Source organism: Flavobacterium sp., assembly GCF_032153895.1.
In the GTDB taxonomy this organism is placed as follows: domain Bacteria; phylum Bacteroidota; class Bacteroidia; order Flavobacteriales; family Flavobacteriaceae; genus Flavobacterium.
Genome location: NZ_JALDYN010000024.1, coordinates 1 through 17,536, shown reverse-complemented (window position 1 = coordinate 17,536; position 17,536 = coordinate 1). Strand labels below are relative to the sequence as shown.

The 17,536-nt window shown below is 35.3% G+C and carries 21 protein-coding genes and 1 tRNA gene; 13 read left to right on the top strand and 9 right to left on the bottom strand.

What is annotated here, in order from left to right; genetic code table 11:
• Window positions 1–31: 31 nt before the first annotated feature.
• The 5 genes from tsaE to RUH60_RS08845 all read left to right on the top strand — a co-directional run bounded on the left by tsaE (window position 32) and on the right by RUH60_RS08845 (window position 2,739).
• Window positions 32–478: a tRNA (adenosine(37)-N6)-threonylcarbamoyltransferase complex ATPase subunit type 1 TsaE gene (tsaE, locus tag RUH60_RS08865; protein ID WP_313807477.1), complete on the top strand. Its 447-nt coding sequence runs from the start codon at window positions 32–34 to the stop codon at window positions 476–478.
• A gap of 49 nt (window positions 479–527) precedes the next feature.
• Entirely contained in the window at window positions 528–1,721 is a 1,194-nt protein-coding gene (locus RUH60_RS08860; RefSeq protein WP_313807476.1) for an alanine dehydrogenase, read from the top strand.
• Window positions 1,722–1,767: 46 nt separating this feature from the next.
• The gene (locus RUH60_RS08855; protein WP_313807473.1) at window positions 1,768–2,142 is read left to right on the top strand and encodes a DUF4258 domain-containing protein; all 375 of its coding nucleotides are present in this window, start codon (window positions 1,768–1,770) and stop codon (window positions 2,140–2,142) included.
• A gap of 56 nt (window positions 2,143–2,198) precedes the next feature.
• Window positions 2,199–2,273 (top strand) — tRNA-Val (locus RUH60_RS08850).
• 190 nt (window positions 2,274–2,463) lie between these two features.
• Entirely contained in the window at window positions 2,464–2,739 is a 276-nt protein-coding gene (locus RUH60_RS08845) for a hypothetical protein (protein WP_313807471.1), read from the top strand.
• A 36-nt stretch (window positions 2,740–2,775) separates the two neighbouring features.
• Here RUH60_RS08845 and RUH60_RS08840 read toward each other — a convergent pair whose 3' ends face one another.
• Window positions 2,776–3,942, bottom strand: coding sequence for a proline dehydrogenase family protein (locus RUH60_RS08840; RefSeq protein ID WP_313807470.1), 1,167 nt, complete (start codon window positions 3,940–3,942; stop codon window positions 2,776–2,778).
• 95 nt (window positions 3,943–4,037) lie between these two features.
• On the opposite strand from RUH60_RS08840, the gene aroB reads away from it, so the two are divergent.
• The 4 genes from aroB (at window position 4,038) to RUH60_RS08820 (ending at window position 8,285) form a co-directional block, all read left to right on the top strand.
• Window positions 4,038–5,105 carry a 3-dehydroquinate synthase gene (gene aroB, locus RUH60_RS08835; RefSeq protein WP_313807467.1) on the top strand — a complete coding sequence of 356 codons (1,068 nt, stop codon included), beginning with the start codon at window positions 4,038–4,040 and terminating at the stop codon, window positions 5,103–5,105.
• Between the two features lie 298 nt (window positions 5,106–5,403).
• The gene (locus tag RUH60_RS08830) at window positions 5,404–6,804 is read left to right on the top strand and encodes an arginine decarboxylase (protein WP_313807465.1); all 1,401 of its coding nucleotides are present in this window, start codon (window positions 5,404–5,406) and stop codon (window positions 6,802–6,804) included.
• A 57-nt stretch (window positions 6,805–6,861) separates the two neighbouring features.
• Complete coding sequence (locus RUH60_RS08825; protein ID WP_313807463.1) at window positions 6,862–7,836, top strand: deoxyhypusine synthase family protein; 975 nt, start codon at window positions 6,862–6,864, stop codon at window positions 7,834–7,836.
• Window positions 7,837–7,922: 86 nt separating this feature from the next.
• Window positions 7,923–8,285 (top strand): DNA primase, encoded by a 363-nt coding sequence (locus tag RUH60_RS08820; RefSeq protein WP_313807462.1) that lies wholly within the window; start codon window positions 7,923–7,925, stop codon window positions 8,283–8,285.
• Between the two features lie 36 nt (window positions 8,286–8,321).
• Here RUH60_RS08820 and RUH60_RS08815 read toward each other — a convergent pair whose 3' ends face one another.
• The 3 genes from RUH60_RS08815 to RUH60_RS08805 form a co-directional block, all read right to left on the bottom strand.
• The gene (locus RUH60_RS08815) at window positions 8,322–8,846 is read right to left on the bottom strand and encodes a DinB family protein (protein ID WP_313807461.1); all 525 of its coding nucleotides are present in this window, start codon (window positions 8,844–8,846) and stop codon (window positions 8,322–8,324) included.
• Between the two features lie 83 nt (window positions 8,847–8,929).
• Window positions 8,930–9,409 (bottom strand): Lrp/AsnC family transcriptional regulator, encoded by a 480-nt coding sequence (locus tag RUH60_RS08810; protein WP_026981529.1) that lies wholly within the window; start codon window positions 9,407–9,409, stop codon window positions 8,930–8,932.
• Window positions 9,410–9,493: 84 nt separating this feature from the next.
• Window positions 9,494–10,648: a M14 family metallopeptidase gene (locus RUH60_RS08805; RefSeq protein WP_313807458.1), complete on the bottom strand. Its 1,155-nt coding sequence runs from the start codon at window positions 10,646–10,648 to the stop codon at window positions 9,494–9,496.
• A 312-nt stretch (window positions 10,649–10,960) separates the two neighbouring features.
• Here RUH60_RS08805 and RUH60_RS08800 point away from each other — a divergent pair, with 312 nt between their 5' ends.
• Window positions 10,961–11,449: a helix-turn-helix transcriptional regulator gene (locus RUH60_RS08800; protein ID WP_313807457.1), complete on the top strand. Its 489-nt coding sequence runs from the start codon at window positions 10,961–10,963 to the stop codon at window positions 11,447–11,449.
• On the opposite strand, the gene RUH60_RS08795 is transcribed toward RUH60_RS08800, so the two are convergent.
• A complete protein-coding gene (locus tag RUH60_RS08795; RefSeq protein WP_313807456.1) occupies window positions 11,450–12,007 on the bottom strand; it encodes a 1-acyl-sn-glycerol-3-phosphate acyltransferase in 558 nt (185 codons plus the stop codon).
• A 58-nt stretch (window positions 12,008–12,065) separates the two neighbouring features.
• Here RUH60_RS08795 and RUH60_RS08790 point away from each other — a divergent pair, with 58 nt between their 5' ends.
• Window positions 12,066–12,728, top strand: a complete 663-nt coding sequence (locus tag RUH60_RS08790) for a fused MFS/spermidine synthase (protein ID WP_313807454.1) — start codon at window positions 12,066–12,068, stop codon at window positions 12,726–12,728.
• On the opposite strand, the gene RUH60_RS08785 is transcribed toward RUH60_RS08790, so the two are convergent.
• The 4 genes from RUH60_RS08785 to RUH60_RS08770 are packed head-to-tail and all read right to left on the bottom strand — an operon-like array spanning window position 12,729 to window position 15,991.
• Window positions 12,729–13,250: a GNAT family N-acetyltransferase gene (locus tag RUH60_RS08785; RefSeq protein ID WP_313807453.1), complete on the bottom strand. Its 522-nt coding sequence runs from the start codon at window positions 13,248–13,250 to the stop codon at window positions 12,729–12,731.
• A gap of 2 nt (window positions 13,251–13,252) precedes the next feature.
• The gene (gene kdsB, locus RUH60_RS08780; RefSeq protein ID WP_313807451.1) at window positions 13,253–13,978 is read right to left on the bottom strand and encodes a 3-deoxy-manno-octulosonate cytidylyltransferase; all 726 of its coding nucleotides are present in this window, start codon (window positions 13,976–13,978) and stop codon (window positions 13,253–13,255) included.
• Window positions 13,979–13,983: 5 nt separating this feature from the next.
• Complete coding sequence (locus RUH60_RS08775) at window positions 13,984–14,541, bottom strand: DUF4126 domain-containing protein (protein WP_313807449.1); 558 nt, start codon at window positions 14,539–14,541, stop codon at window positions 13,984–13,986.
• Between the two features lie 31 nt (window positions 14,542–14,572).
• On the bottom strand, window positions 14,573–15,991 hold the full coding sequence (locus RUH60_RS08770; RefSeq protein ID WP_313807447.1) for an AAA family ATPase: 1,419 nt from the start codon (window positions 15,989–15,991) through the stop codon (window positions 14,573–14,575).
• A 112-nt stretch (window positions 15,992–16,103) separates the two neighbouring features.
• Here RUH60_RS08770 and RUH60_RS08765 point away from each other — a divergent pair, with 112 nt between their 5' ends.
• Together RUH60_RS08765 and rsmD are read left to right on the top strand one after the other, a co-directional pair.
• Entirely contained in the window at window positions 16,104–16,916 is an 813-nt protein-coding gene (locus RUH60_RS08765; RefSeq protein ID WP_313807445.1) for a DUF3822 family protein, read from the top strand.
• Window positions 16,907–17,500 (top strand): 16S rRNA (guanine(966)-N(2))-methyltransferase RsmD, encoded by a 594-nt coding sequence (gene rsmD / locus RUH60_RS08760; RefSeq protein WP_313807443.1) that lies wholly within the window; start codon window positions 16,907–16,909, stop codon window positions 17,498–17,500. The genes RUH60_RS08765 and rsmD overlap by 10 nt, the downstream gene beginning before the upstream one ends.
• Window positions 17,501–17,536 lie beyond the last annotated feature (36 nt).

Below are 17,536 nucleotides of genomic sequence, written 5' to 3'. Positions count from 1 at the left end.
TTTGAGATTAGGTAGTTTTTACTACATTTGAATGCAAAGATTAATTCCTCTTTTTTATATGACGGATTCCTTGCAGATTACCTTTTCATTAGACGAAATAAAAGATGTGGCTCAGAAGATTTTATCACAGCCACTGAAGAAAGTAATTACGTTTCACGCTGACATGGGCGTTGGTAAAACGACTCTAATCAAAGCTTTGGCTGAAGCATTAGGTGTTCAGGACATGACTTCAAGTCCGACGTTTTCCCTTGTAAATGAATACCGAACTGCAAACGGCGACATTGTTTATCACTTCGATTTATACCGATTGAATTCCGAAGAAGAAGCCTACGACATGGGCGTTGACGAATATTTCTATTCCGGAAACTGGTGCTTCATCGAATGGCCTGAAAAAACCCCGAATCTGATTCCGTTAGACCACGCATCAATTCATATCAAACAGCTCCCCAACGGAAACCGAATTTTGACGCTTTCCTGATATCGCTTTCTAATTTTTCGTAACTTGTCTTAAACAATACAACCAGCATATGCCAATTACACCTTTTACTTCGCAGCAACTGCTCCCGCAAGAAGAAAAACTTGAGGTGATGAAACATAAAAGTCAGCTTTTTATCGGAATTCCTAAGGAAACTAGTTACCAGGAACGCCGAATTTGCTTGACACCTGAAGCTGTTGCCTCATTAACATCTCACGGTCATCGCGTTTTACTGGAGGCCGGTGCTGGATCTAGTGCAAGTTATGCCGATAAAGAATATAGCGACGCTGGTGCCGAAATCACAAACGATACAAAAAAGGTTTTCAGTTGCCCGATGATTTTAAAAGTCGAACCGCCTACTTTGGAAGAAATCGATATGATTAATCCGCAAACAATTGTTATTTCGGCGCTTCAGATTAAAACCCAGAAGAAAACTTATTTTGAAGCATTGGCTACAAAGCGAATTACTTCCTTAGCTTTTGAATTTATTAAAGATGAAGATGGCTCCTACCCGGCTGTTCGTTCTTTATCAGAAATTGCAGGAACAGCTTCAGTTTTAATTGCAGCTGAATTAATGATTAACCAATCGATTGGTAAAGGTTTACTTTTTGGAAATATCACCGGGGTGCGCCCAACAGAAATTGTCATTTTAGGTTCTGGAACTGTTGCAGAATATGCTGCCAGAACAGCTTTAGGACTTGGAGCTAGCGTAAAAGTTTTTGACAATTCCATTACCAAATTAAGACGATTACAGAATTCACTTCCACAGCAGATTTTCACTTCAACCATTCAGGAAAAATCATTGCTAAAATCGTTAATGCGCTGTGATGTTGCTATCGGAGCGATGCGTGGTAGTAACCGTACGCCAATCGTAGTTACTGAAACGATGGTGGAACATATGAAAAAAGGCGCTGTCATTGTAGATGTTAGTATTGATACTGGTGGTTGTTTCGAAACTTCGGAAATTACTACACACGAGAAACCTACATACATTAAAAACAACGTGATTCATTATTGCGTACCTAATATTCCGTCGCGATATTCGAAAACTGCTTCGATGTCGATTAGTAATATTATCACGCCTTTTCTAATCCAAATTGCTGAAGATGGCGGTATCGAAAGCGCTATCCGTTGTAACAGAGGTTTAAAAAACGGAGTTTATATGTACCACGGCTTATTAACCAACCGTTCCATTGCTGATTGGTTTAACATTACATATCGCGATATTAATTTAATTGTCTTCTAGGCTAAAGCCATTACTTTGTGTATTTTTGTGTTCAAATTAAAAAGCCATGAAATTTACACAGCGTTTAGCCTACTACTTATTAGGTCTTTTATTAGGCGGAATTTTCGTTTACTTCTTTTTTCAGAAGAAAAAAACCGAATTCTGCTATTTACCAAACTGCAGGGTACTGAAAGATTTACGCAGTAAGCCAATATCCATTGCTCCGGAAGCACAACAAAAGCTAAACGAAAAATGGGTAACCATGGAAGACATCAAAGCATGTTTACAACACGGTGATGTTGATTTTTCACAAAGTAACAAACCTGCTGAAAATGGTAAACTTTACATCGTAGAAGGTTATAATACTAAGCATGAGGAGATTGAAGTTACGATGATTAATTACACCGAAAGAGTTGTTTTAAAAGACATAAAAAAACAGTAAAATCTTTTTCAAAACCTTGTGCAATCAAATATAGAATGTATATTTGCAACACATAAGGGCGATTAGCTCAGCTGGTTCAGAGCACCTCGTTTACACCGAGGGGGTCGGGGGTTCGAACCCCTCATCGCCCACAAAAATTAAAGCAGACTTTTTAGTCTGCTTTTTTATTTTCCAAATTTGGAAGTTATCTCATATCGTTTTTTTTACTCCTCAATCTGTTGGAATTCAAACAAATTAACAAAAAAGCTGTATTAAAAATCACACACTAAAGTGGTAATTTGCGCGTTATTTATTCAGAATAACACACAACCTACACAACAAATGAAAAACAACGAATTATCTACAATTTATATTAACGCTTTCCTTATCGCGCAGTTTCTATTTTTTATTGATGAAGGCTATTACGACTTCAGATGGATGAAAGACATCGGTAACTGGATTGTATTTTTTATCTATTTTGGAATTCTGACTGCAGTTTTATTTTTACTCAACAGCTTATTACTAAAAATGAGAATGAACAAAAAAATAGTCTCATTTATCGACTTGTTAATTGTTCCTACATTATTAGTTACAATATTTTACTTTTCACATAATTAACAATAAAAAAGCCCCGAATTAACTCGGAGCTTTTTATTATAATTTTCTTCTTTTCTTCTCAGTTTCCAAGAGCATCAACTCTCGTCCGGTCTGTCCTGCAACAGAAGTATTCTCCTGAGCTCTTCTAATCAAATAAGGCATAACATCCCTTACGGGGCCAAAAGGTAAATACTTTGCAACATTATATTTATTCTCAGCCAAATTATAACTGATGTTATCGCTCATTCCGTACAATTGTCCGAACCAAATGCGATTGTCTTTATGAAGAATTCCTTTTTGTTCCATCAACTCCATCAATTTATAAGAACTCAATTCGTTATGGGTTCCGGCAAAAATTGCCATCGAATCAATATGCTGCATCATATACTCGATACAAGCATTATAATTGTCATCCGTTGCTTGCTTTGATGGGCAAATTGGGTTTTTATACCCTTTTTCTTCGGCACGTTTCGCTTCTTTTTCCATATAAGCACCACGAACTACTTTCATTCCGATGTGAAAACCTTCTGCTTTCGCCTGTTCGTGCAATTGCTTAAGATAATCCATTCGGTCCCAACGATACATTTGTAGCGTATTGAAAATCAAAGCTTTTTGCTTGTTGTATTTTTTCATCATTTCAGCCACCAAATCATCGGCAGCATCCTGCATCCAGCTTTCTTCCGCATCAACTAAAATCATCACATCTTTTTCGAAAGCTGTTTTACAGATAATTTCAAAACGACTCACAACGCGCTCCCACTCTGCTTTTTCAGCATCTGTCAAAGATTGATTCTCACCGATTTTTTCATACAATCCTAAACGTCCAACTCCTGTAGGCTTGAAAACCGCAAACGGAATCGCTTCTTTCGCTTTGGCAAAATCAATCGTTTTTAAAGTCATTTCCAAAGCCGCGTCAAATTGCGCCTCTTCTTCCTTTCCTTCAACCGAATAGTCCAAAACTGATGAAACGTGCTTCGTATACATCTTATCCACCACTTTCAAACAATCTTCTTCACTTACTCCGCCACAAAAATGATCAAAAACGGTGCTTCTGATAATTCCTTCAACCGGCAAATGCAGATTTAAGGCAAAATTCGTTAGCGAAGTTCCTATTTTTACTAAAGACGGATTTCCAATCATTTTAAAAAGAAAATGCGCTCGGTTTAATTCTCGGTTGTTTTTAAGTGCAAAAGCTACTTCGGTGTTGTTGAAGATTTTTTCCATTGTATTGTTATAAATCGGCTTGCAAATATAAGGAGCGTTTGAGAATAATTCATAAAAAATGCCGTATTTTGCGACTTTATTAATAGTACTTCAAAATGCAAACGATAAACGCCAACGGATATTCTGTCTATTTTAACGAAACTATCTATTCCTATTTGAATGAAATACTACTGCCAAAGGAGTATTCTAAAATTTTTGTTTTAGTTGACAGTAAAACCAGCGAACATTGTTTGCCTAATTTTTTGGCCAATCTGGCTACAGAAATCGAAATTGAAATCATTGAATTTGAAGCCGGAGAACAATACAAGAATATTGAAACCTGTTTCGAAATCTGGTCTGCTTTAACCGAATTGGGTGCCGACAGAAAAAGTATCATCCTCAACCTTGGCGGCGGTGTCGTTACAGATTTAGGTGGCTTTATTGCTTCAACCTTCAAACGTGGAATTGAATACATCAATGTTCCTACTACTCTTTTAGCAATGGTTGACGCATCAATAGGCGGAAAAAACGGTGTGGATTTAGGTAATTTAAAAAACCAAATCGGAACCATTACAACGCCAAAAGCGGTTTTAATTGACACTAACTTTTTAACTACCTTACCGCAAAACGAAATGCGTTCCGGTTTGGCAGAAATGCTGAAACACGGATTAATTCAGGACAAAGCATATTGGGATAAATTTAAAAACCTAAATAACTTATCTACTGATGATTTAGATAAATTAATTCATCAATCAATTGAAATAAAAAACAACATCGTTTTACAAGATCCAACTGAAAACGGAATCCGAAAAGCATTAAATTTTGGTCATACTTTAGGTCACGCTATCGAAAGCTATTTGTTGGAAAACGAAGATAAAAATCCTCTTCTTCACGGCGAGGCAATAGCTATCGGAATGATTTTAGAAAGCTATCTTTCATTGCAGAAAAATCTAATTTCAAACGACGAATATCAGGAAATCAAATACATCATTTCGGATATTTTTGAGCAAGTCAGTTTCACCCGCGAAGACATTGAAAAAATCATAGCATTACTCATTCACGACAAGAAAAATGAGTTCGGAAAAGTTCAATTTGCGCTTTTAGATAAAATCGGAAATGTAAAAATCAATCAATTTATTGATAACGAACTGATTTTTAGCGCCTTTGAAGATTATAAGAACTAGCATTTTTTTAATAAAATTCTTTTAAATACACTGTAATATTTTTTAAATTTGCGCAGATGAAAAAAAATCGGCAAATACAATTCGAAAACTGTGTAAACAAAAGGAAACACAAACTGTTGTCTAAACTTCAACGGATTGTTTTTTCTGTTAAAAGTTGTCAGAATTTTAATGTTTTCGACTTCACAAATCCTTTACACGAAGAATTGCAGATTGTATACGCCAATTTAAGAGTTTGAAAATCAACTGTTTTAGGAAATATTTTATTAAATTTATAATCTTATAACACTCGATATTCATAATGAACACCAAATATTACGACTTAATCAATCAAACTTTTTACTTTCCACAGGAAGGTTTTACTTTAAATAAAGACAACTTACAGTTCAACAACATCGATTTGATGAAACTGGTTGAAGAGTATGGTACGCCTTTAAAATTCACCTACTTACCTGCTATTTCCAACAATATCAACAAAGCTAAAAGTTGGTTCAGAAAAGCAATGGAGAAAAACAAATACGATGGAAAGTACTACTACTGCTATTGCACCAAAAGTTCGCACTTTGAATTCGTAATGAACGAAGCATTCAAGAACAACATTCACATTGAAACTTCATCAGCTTTTGACATTAATATTGTAGAAAAACTCCTTGAAGAAGGAAAAATCAATAAAAACACTTACGTTGTTTGTAACGGTTTCAAACGTGAGCAGTACGTTGAAAACATTGCCCGTTTAATCAACAGTGGCCACAGCAGAACCATTCCTGTAATTGATAATTACGAAGAATTGGATTTGTTGATGGACAAAATCGACAACAAAAAAATTAAAATCGGTATTCGAATTGCTGCGGAAGAAGAACCAAAATTTGAGTTTTATACTTCTCGTTTGGGAATCGGATACAAAAACATCGTTCCTTTTTACAGAAAACAGATTCAAGAAAATAAAGATGTAGAATTGAAAATGCTTCACTTCTTCATCAACACCGGTATTCGCGACACGGCCTACTACTGGAACGAATTGTTGAAATGTATGAAAGTATACATCGCTTTGAAAAAAGAATGTCCGACTTTAGATAGTTTGAACATTGGCGGTGGATTCCCGATTAAAAACTCATTAGCTTTCGAATACGATTACGAATACATGATTGACGAAATCATCAATCAGATTAAAATCGCTTGTGACGAAGCTGAAATTGATGTGCCTCATATTTTTACAGAATTCGGAACGTTTACTGTTGGTGAATCTGGCGGAGCTATTTACCAGGTTTTGTACCAAAAACAACAAAATGATCGTGAAAAGTGGAATATGATTGACTCGTCTTTCATCACTACTTTACCGGATACTTGGGCAATTAACAAGCGTTTCGTCATGTTAGCCGTAAACCGCTGGAACGACACTTATGAACGGGTTCTTTTAGGGGGATTGACTTGTGACTCAGACGATTATTACAACTCTGAACAGCACATGAATGCGGTTTATCTTCCAAAATACAACAAAGAAAAACCGCTATATATCGGATTCTTCAACACCGGAGCTTACCAGGAAACGATCGGTGGTTTTGGAGGATTGCACCACTGTTTAATTCCGCAGCCAAAACACATCTTAATCGATCGTGACGAAAACGGAATTATCGCTACCGAGGTTTTCTCAGAACAGCAAACTGCTGAAGACGTGATGAAAATCTTAGGATACAACAAATAATTAATACAAAATTTAATAGAAGAATCATTTCTTTTATTCACTTTAAAACAAACAACAATGAGTAAAGGACCTATCAGTCAGTTTATTGAAAAACATTATCTTCATTTCAATGCAGCAGCTTTAGTTGACGCGGCAAAAGGTTATGAAGAGCATTTATTAGACAACGGAAAAATGATGATTACCTTAGCCGGTGCGATGAGTACTGCTGAGTTAGGAAAATCATTAGCCGAAATGATTCGTCAGGACAAAGTTCACATTATTTCTTGTACCGGTGCTAACTTGGAAGAAGATATCATGAACCTAGTGGCTCACAATTCTTACAAGCGAGTTCCGAATTACAGAGATTTATCGCCGCAGGAAGAATGGGATTTATTAGAAAATCACTATAACCGTGTAACCGATACTTGTATTCCGGAAGAAGAGGCTTTCCGTCGTTTACAACAGCATTTATTCGATATTTGGAACAACGCAGATTCTAAAGGAGAACGTTATTTTCCACACGAATTCATGTATCAGATGATTAATTCTGGTGTGTTGAAACAATACTACGAAATCGATCCTAAAGATTCATGGATGGTTGCTGCGGCTGAGAAAAACATTCCAATTGTAGTTCCAGGTTGGGAAGACAGTACAATGGGTAACATTTTCGCGTCATACTGCATCAAAGGAGAATTCAAGGCTACAACGATGAAAAGTGGAATTGAATACATGATGTGGTTAGCCGATTGGTACAAAGACAATTGTTCAGGTAAAGGAATCGGTTTCTTCCAGATTGGTGGTGGAATCGCGGGTGATTTCCCTATTTGTGTGGTTCCGATGTTGTATCAGGATATGGAAATGCACGATGTACCGTTTTGGGCGTATTTCTGCCAGATCTCAGACTCAACAACAAGTTACGGATCGTATTCAGGAGCTGTTCCGAATGAGAAAATCACTTGGGGTAAATTAGATATCACAACTCCGAAGTTTATTGTTGAATCTGACGCTACAATCGTTGCACCGCTTATTTTCAGCTACGTTTTAGGGTGGTAAAATTTTTCAAAAAAAAATCAAATTTTATTTGAAAATACGAATTCCCATATTACATTTGAGCACGAAGAAAGATTAAACCACAACGAATGAAAAGAGTAATTGTTGATTACGCTAAATTGACAAACGAAATCTTAACCTTATTGGTTGAGAAGTTCCCTGACGGATATGATGATTCTGATGTTATCCGTTTTAAAAATGCTAAGAATGAGACGATTGAAGCAGTTGAAGTTCGTACCGAAGACACTATTTATTTAGTAAAAGTAAGTACTAAATTAGCTGACAGAATCGAAAATTATGATGAAGATGAAGATGACATGGAAGGTGGAGAAGATTCATTAGACGCGTTGAAAGAATTAGACATTGAAGACAATTCAGACGATGATGACGATGATGATGACAAAGACGCATCAGATGAACCATCAGACGAAGATGATTCTGAAGAAGATTAAATAAAAAAGAGCTCAATTGAGCTCTTTTCTTTTTTTTTATAAATAACGCTGTTTGAAAATTCGCATGTGGTGGTTTTGATGACCAATAATAATAAATCCAATCGCCCGCACTGACATTTCTCTTTCCGAAGCAATTCCAACTTTTACAAAATCTTCCGAGGTAAAACTTTTAAAAAGCATAATTGTAGCATGACGAACAGCACTCAATTCGGTCAGCAAATCTTTCAAATGTCTTTGGTTAGCAACCGGATTTACAGTATCGGCAAATAAATTCTCATCATAACCCGGTAATTCGGTTTTATCGTTTCTTGAAAATCGTAATGCTCGGTAGCCAAAAACTCTTTCTGCGTCTATAATGTGCTGAATAATTTCTTTTATCGTCCACTTCCCTTCTGCATAACGGTAATCGAATTTATCCATTGGAATGTCCTGAATAAAATGAATGGTACTGTACAGACTGATTTCCAATTCATCAATCAGATTGATGTTTTCTTCTAGCGCATCTAAATAGGGCTGATAAAATGGCGCGTATTCGTCTTTTTGAAGTATTGTCGGTTTCATAAATTATTTGTTATCTGAAAATAAATGTAAACAAAAAACCCGAAGCATGAACTCCGGGTTTTGACTATTTTTTTTTTAATGTATTACATATCCTTGAAGATAGTGTGCATCAAACGTTTTTTGTCGTTGATACTTTCTTCTAATGAAATCATCGTTTCTGTTCTATAAACACCTTCGATATCATCAATCATGAAGATAACCTCTTTAGCGTGTTTCGTATCTTTCGCACGAATTTTACAGAAAATATTGAATTTTCCAGTAGTTACGTGAGCTACAGTTACAAATGGAATTTCATTAATACGCTCTAAAACAAATTTAGTCTGAGAAGTATTGTGAAGAAAAACCCCTACGTAAGCGATAAATGAATATCCTAATTTTTCGTAGTCTAATGTTAAAGACGAACCTTGAATAATTCCTGCATCTTCCATTTTCTTCACACGAACGTGAACGGTTCCAGCAGAAATAAGTAATTTTTTAGCAATATCGGTAAAAGGAACTCTTGTATTATCGATCAGCATATCTAAAATCTGATGATCTACTTCATCCAAACGAAACTTACTCATACTATTAATTTATCTGTTATTTATTTTAAAAGTTCAAAATTAAGAATAAATTATTACTTTTTTGACAATAAAATGAATAATTTATTATTTTTTTATCAATCCATTAACAATTTTAGTATGCGCTCCGATTAAAAAGGTAGCCCGCTGACCAATTTCCGGCATTCTTTCTGTTTGATTATCAAAAAGTTCACCTTCAAAATCATATTCAACATGCCCAAAATGACCGTACAACTCACCTACTTCAACAATCTCAGCTTCAAACAATATTTTATCATCAGCTAAAACCTCTTTGTAATGGGCTGCAAAATTAATTATTTTTTCGACATTACCAATAACAACTTTTACATTTTTAAAAATAAAATCAAAAAAAGAGGGGTTATTTTGAGGAATCCTTAAATAATCATTATTTTTTTGTTTTGTAAATTCATTATTCACAATACACCTCAAAGCTGTTAAATAACTTACAAAGATCATTTTTCGAGACATTTCTCTATTATAATCATCTTGATAATGACCAGCCTCAAACAAAATTGTCGGCACATTTAAAGACTGAAACATATCTCCTATACAGTTAATATTAAAGGAGTCGTCAAATCTTCCAACCTGATTCGGAATACAGCTTTGAAGTTCTTCATTGATTGTAGCTATTACATTAATTGCTTTTTGTCTAACCTCATTTATTTCACGTTCTTCATTATAAGAAGGTGCTAAAAAAGAAACTGTCGCTGGGTTCGGTTCGAAACCAGCTCCGAAAATCGTACGCTGATCGTGAAGATTAAAACAAAAATCAGGCTGAAACTCATCAAAAACCTTCCTTAACAATCTACTTTCCGGTTGCGAAAGATTAACTGAATCGCGATTTAAATCAATTTCATTGGCATTTACACGCGTATAAGCCTCAGCTCCATCAGGATTTAATATCGGAATACACATTATAGTAAACGCATCTTTGAACTGATTTGCCAATTTATCGTCACTTTTCAGCAAATTAAACAAATCAAACAAAGCCTTAGTGCACGTACTTTCATTTCCATGCATTTGTGACCACATGTAAATTTTAGTTTTGCCGTTACCGATTTTAACCTGATAAATTGGCTTCATCAAAACCGATTGACCGATAACCGAAATTTCAAAATGATTTTTTAAGTCATCTAAAAGAGGCTCTATATGTGAATTCGTAATATATCTTCCGTGAAGTTTTTTTTCTAGGTAAGTAGTGTGTGTCGCTTGATAATTCATAGTTCAAAAATCTATTTACAAAAGTAAACATCTTATATTTTACAAATGTAAACTATAGAATCTAATGTTTAATTTACTTTTGTAAACAATTAATCCTGTTTTATTAGCTAAATATTCATTTCCTAATGTTAATCAATATTTTACATGTTAAAAACAATTTTAATTTATTTATTTTCAGTAATTTAGTATTTGTTAATTAAAGTTTTAATTTCATGTTTTACTATTGTATGTGCAATTTTCTTTCGAATATTTGTTTACATTCAAAACAATATTTACATTTGTAACATCGTTATTTCTATAAATCTATTTACAATGGTAAACACTGAAGATTTCATAAAAAGACTTGAAACTTTATTTGATTTTTACGGATTATCCGCTTCTGGATTTGCAGATAAAATCGGTGTGCAACGTTCCAGTTTGTCTCACCTACTTTCCGGCAGAAACAAACCAAGTTTAGATTTCATCATGAAAATTACAGAAGTGTTTCCTGAAGTAGATTTGTACTGGATTTTGAATGGAACCGGGAATTTTCCAAAAGATGAAAACCAAACAACCATAATTCCAAAATCAGAATCACCTTCTACTCTTTTTTCGGAAAATCAAAAAAATGATGCTGAACAATTTTCATCAGAAGTAAATTTATTCTCTGAACCATCCATCGAAAAAAATCGCGTAAACGAAAATCCTGAAGAAAAATTTTCAAATACGCGAAATTTTGAAACTCTAAAAAATGATTCAGATATTGATCGAATTGTTGTCTTTTACAAAAACGGAACTTTTAAAAATTACAATCCGGAATAATTAATCTTCAGAAACAAAACTGTATTCCGGAATTTTACCAATTACACCTTTAAAGTTTTGCTCTAAAATTTTAAAATCAGCTTCTTTGTTTCCTGTTGGAATAAACGGCTCAAATAAAGTTACGGTTTTCTTACTGTAATCAAAAGCCACCGGAATAATCGGAACATTGGCTTTTATAGCAATATAATAGAATCCTGTTTTCCATTCGGTTACTTTTTTTCGGGTTCCTTCGGGAGCAATCGCTAAACGGAAAATTTCCTGAGTTTCGAAAACCTTTGCAATCGCATCTACTTTGTTTTCATTCTTCTGCCTGTCTAAAGGTGCGCCGCCCATCCATCGGAAATAAACTCCGAACGGGAATTTGAATAACTCTTTTTTTGCTACAAAATTCATATTCAAACCTAAAATTCCTCGTGTGAATAATCCTAAGTAGAAATCATGCCAACTCGTGTGTGGCACTACTATCATGACACATTTTTTGATTTCAGGCGAAATGGTTCCGACAATCTTCCACCCCATTAATCTGAAGAATATAAACTTGTATAGAATTTGTTTCATTATGAAAAGTTTGGTTCAAAAATAACATTATATTTACGAATAGAAAATGCAACGCTTGATGATTAAAAAGTTTCTCAGCTATTTTATCCCCATAAACATTCATCAGAAGAATTCCGAAATCAACAAAAGCCTTGAAGTAACCTGGGCTAACGGACAATTAGTACTCGATTCGAAAAACACCAATTACTCCTATGGAAGTTTACAGCGAATTCTTCGAAAAGGCTTGCACTATATCGGTTTTGAAAGGATTCGCGGATTTGAAAATGTCTTGGTTTTAGGTGTCGCTGGCGGAAGCGTCATTAAAACTTTGGTTGATGAAATTAAGTTTAAAGGAAAAATTACCGGTGTCGAACTCGATGCTAAAGTAATCGAAATTGCCAATCAGTATTTTCAGCTGAATGAAATTCCGAATCTTGAAATTGTAATTGATGACGCCTTTGAGTACGTTTTGCGAACCCGAGAAAAATACGATTTAATCATCATTGATATTTTTCAGGATACCAAAATGCCCAACTTTTTATTTGAGGATTTCTTTATCAACAGAATTAACTTTTTACTTAAAATAAATGGCTTTATATTATTTAACACCATGACTTTAAACGAAAAACATAAAGAAAGAAATCAGAACTACAGAACACATTTTGACAGTAATTACTCCGTAAGAATGTATCCGAAAGTGGAGTTTCACAACGAACTTTTTACAATTAAAAAATTATCGTAATTAGAATTTATAGCGCAATCCGAAAACGTCTAAACCATCATGGGTAAAATCTAAATCTGCGGAGCGTTGAAAACCGATAGCTTCATACATATTCCAAGCTGGTTTCATCGCATTGGTCGTGTGAATTATCATTTGTTGTTGCTTTTGCAGTTTGGCTTTTTCAAGACAAGTTAGTGTCAATAATTTACCGATGCCTTTGCCTCTGGCTTTATCATCTACCGCTAAAAGTCGAAAGCCTGCAGCGTTTTTTTCCTGAGTTGCCGTTCCTTTAGAGCCATAATATTGCATGTCTGAAAAGTAAACTACAGCTCCTACTACGGTTTCGTCTAAAACTGCTACTAAAATTTCCGTTCCGGGTTTGGTTGTCAATTCGCCAACATTCGCCAGCATTTCGAAATACTTCGGATGTTCGTGTGGTTTTGGAAATCCTTCAAGAGCACTGTAAACATCAACCATAAGATTTCCGATAAACTGAAATTCATCTGGATTTGCATTACGTATTGTACAAGCTGAATCGTTCATGATTAAAGTAATTTTCGTGCTTTTTCCAAATCTTCCGGTGTGTCAATGCCGATGCTTCCGTGGTCGGTTTCTACCATTCGGATGCGTTTTCCGTATTCTAAATAACGTAACTGTTCTAATTTTTCGGAAGCTTCTAAAGACAACATCGGTAATCGGTAAAAATCCATTAAGGCTTCTTTTCGGAAGGCATAAATTCCGATGTGTTTCATATAACGAACGCCAACATTTTCTTCTCTAGGATAAGGAATTACCGAACGTGAAAAATACAAAGCAAATCCATTTTGATCTACGATAACTTTCACATTGTTAGGGTTTTCAACATCGGCTTTCTCTTTGATTTCAAACATCAAGGAAGCTAAATCGACTTTCTTGTCCGTGTCATTTCTGAAGATTTCGATGACTTGTTCTAGTGGTTTTTTGTTGATGAAAGGTTCGTCACCCTGAACATTAATTACCACGTCAACAGCCATATTTTCAACAGCTTCCGCAATTCTGTCGCTTCCCGATTCGTGTTCTTTGATGCTCATAATCGCTTTTCCGCCGTTGGAAATAATTTCGTTGTAAATCAAATCGGAATCAGTTACCACGAAAACATCATCAAACAAATTGGTATTGATGGCTGCTTCATAGGTTCTTAGAATTACAGTTTTCCCACCTAAATCCTGCATCAGTTTGGCGGGAAATCGTGTGGAAGCATAACGTGCTGGAATTACGGCGATTATTTTCATCTGAATTATTTTCTAAACTTTCGAACCACTTTGTAAAGTACCACAAATATAAGAAGAACGAAAAGTAATGCAACGATAGGTACAAAAATTGACAACGAACTTAAGGTTAAAGCTGTTCCGGTTTCGGCTGTGGAAACAACAGAATTTCCGATTCCTCCAGTTTTGGCAGAGGAAGCCAAACGTGTTGCTGCAGTTGAAGTTGTAATTGCTGTAGCGGTTCCTCCACCAGCAATAATTGCCAATCCCCAAGAAACCAACGGACTGACATCTACCAAAGTGGAAGCCATAACTGCAGTTCCAGCAATAGCAGCCAACGGAATAGCAACAGCATCTAACAAATTGTCTACAAACGGAATGTAATAAGCAGCAATTTCAACAATCATCGCTATTCCTAAAGCAATTAGAGCAGGCATTCCTCCTATCCATTCCCAGCTTTCATTCAAAGGAACAACGCCATAATGAGAAGCCAAACTCAATGCAAACAACGGAAGAAATACTCTAAATCCGGTAGAAGCTGCCAAACCGATACCTAAAAAAAGACTGATTATTGTTTCAACTGACATAAAAATTAAATTACGTAGTTAAATATAGGAATTAATCGAAATAATCGTCCTGAAAACCAATCAAATATAATTTGTCTTTGGCTCTGGTAATTGCGGTGTACAACCAACGAACATAATCTCTGTCAATGCCTTCGGGCAAATATGGTTGTTCTATAAAAACGGTATTCCATTGACCGCCTTGAGATTTGTGACACGTTATCGCATAGGAAAATTTCACCTGAAGTGCGTTGAAATACTCGTTGTTCTTCACTTTTTGCAAACGACGATATTGGCTGGTTTCATCTTCATAATCTTTCATAACTTCCTGATACAGAAGATTATTTTGCTCATACGTTAACGATGGGGATTCACTCATAACCGTATCCAAAATCAGAATAGTTTCCAACGGAATTTGGTTCGGATAATCAACCATTCGGATTTTCACTTTAGCAAATTTAAAACCGTACAATTCGACAATTCTGAAGATTTCCAAAATTTCGATGATGTCACCATTAGCAATAAAACCGGCTTCATCAGAATCTTTAAGCCAGAAATAATTATTCTTTACGACCATCATAAAATCGCCAACTGATAATTCACTTTCTTTATCCAAAATTTTCATTCGGATTTGTTGATTGTACTGATTTGCTCTTTTATTGGAACGAACGATAAACGCCGTATCTTCAATGGAATAGTTGGAATACGCCGCATGAATCGCATCCTGAATATCATAACCATCCGTCAGTCGAACAATATCTTTAAAACCGCGAAGCTGAAACTGAAACGTATCAATAAAATGGGATTTCAGAATTTCACGCAATTCCGTAGCATTGAACAAAATTCCTGATTTTTCCTCCTGACGCATAACTTCATCCAATTCAATATGAGGCACTTCCATGTTGTAATTCATGGAAAGTTTGTCCATATCAAGCGCTGGGCTTACATCCATTCCAACAGGTGGCAACTGGGCCGTATCACCAACCAAAATCATCTTACAATTATGACCGGAATAGATATACATAATCAAATCATCCAACAATGAACCATTCTCATACATACTTGATTCTGTAGGTGAATCGGATATCATTGAAGCTTCATCAACGATAAAAATCGTATTCTTAAACTTGTTGGTCTGCATCGTAAAACTCACGCCACCACTACTCTTTTTCGGAAAATAAATGCGTTTGTGAATTGTATGAGCTGGCTTTTCGGAATAATTTGCCATTACTTTGGCTGCACGTCCGGTTGGTGCAAGTAAAACATACTTTTTATTAATGTCTTTCAGATGTTCAACTATCGTAGAAATGACTGTTGTTTTACCTGTTCCTGCATAACCTTTCAGCAGAAAAATTTCGTCTTGATTTTCATTACTCACAAAATCAGCCACTTTTTGAAAAAAAATATCCTGTTTTAGCGTTGGCTGAAACGGAAAATTGTTTCGAAGTGTGGAGTAAAATTTAGCTGAAATCATGAATAACGGGTAACGTAAAGGAATTTCAAAGATAAGATGAAATTTCGGCCAAATACTTTACAGTAGGAAAAAAAATGTAAATTTGTCGGAAGAATATCGGTACTCAACTTTCATGTCGGAAAACAACATCGTTACAAAAAATTATAAAAAACTGGCTGTTCAAATTGCGTTGAACAGGCTTTCTTTTTGCGTTTTTGACAGTTTAACAAATCATTCGCGTGAAATTCATGAGGTGCAGTTCAACAATACACAATCACTTGAAGATCAGTTATGGAGAGCGTTTGTAGATTTTCCGCAATTGAATAAAACATATGACGATGTGATTGTTCTTCACGATAACAGTTTGAATACATTTGTTCCGAAAGCTTTATTTGACGTGAATGCGTTGGGCGGTTATCTGCAATACAATACCAAAGTTTTCGAAACCGATTATTTTGCTTCAGACATTATCGAACCTTATGAAATTATCAACGTTCATGTACCTTATGTTAATGTGAACAATTTTTTAGTGGATCAATTTGGCAGCTTTGATTTTAAGAACATCAACTCGGTTTTGACAGTTAAATTGCTGGAGCTTTCCCGAAATAAGTTTGAAAAACAGGTTTTTGTACATTTTCAGAAAAATCATTTTGAAATTATCGTTGCTGATAATGCTAAGTTAGTGTTGTTCAATTCATTCGAATACAAAACTCCTGAAGATTTTGCCTACTATTTATTGTTTACTTTAGAACAATTACAGCTCAATCCCGAAGTAGTTTCTGTTGCTTTGTTGGGAGAAATTGAAGAAGCTGATACCCGTTTTCAAATCGCTTACCGTTACATCCGAAACCTGACATTGCTAGATACTGCTAGTATTGCCGATAAATTTGCTGTAACCGAATCGCAAGCTTTAAATCATTTTATTCTTTTACACGCATGCGAATAATTTCCGGAAAATATAAAGGAAGACGTATTTCGCCACCGAACAACCTTCCGGTTCGCCCAACGACGGATATGTCGAAAGAAGCGTTGTTTAATATTCTGAATAACTATTTCAATTTCACCGAATTACGAATTTTAGATTTATTCGCCGGAACAGGAAACATAAGTTATGAATTTGCTTCACGTGGCGCTGAACCGATTATTTCAGTAGATGGTGATTTTGGCTGTGTAAGTTTCATCAAAAAAACTGCAAAAGAATTTGAATTCGACATTACACCAATTAAAAGTGACGTTTTCAAATTTTTAGAGAAGAATAAAGCCAGTTACGATATCATTTTCGCCGATCCGCCTTATGGAATGGAGCAAAGAGATTTTGAGAAAATCATCACTTTAATCTTTGAAAATGAATTGTTGGAAGAAGATGGCATGATGGTTATCGAACACTCTAAACACACCAAACTGAATCACATGGAGAACTTTTCCTTTGACAGAAACTATGGTGGTTCGGTATTTTCATTCTTTGAACTTGAAGGAGATGAAGAAGAAACCATCGATGAAGAAGGTGATGATGATGAGTTTGATAGTTAGCAGTTAGCAGTTAGCAGTTAGCAGTTAGCAGTTAGC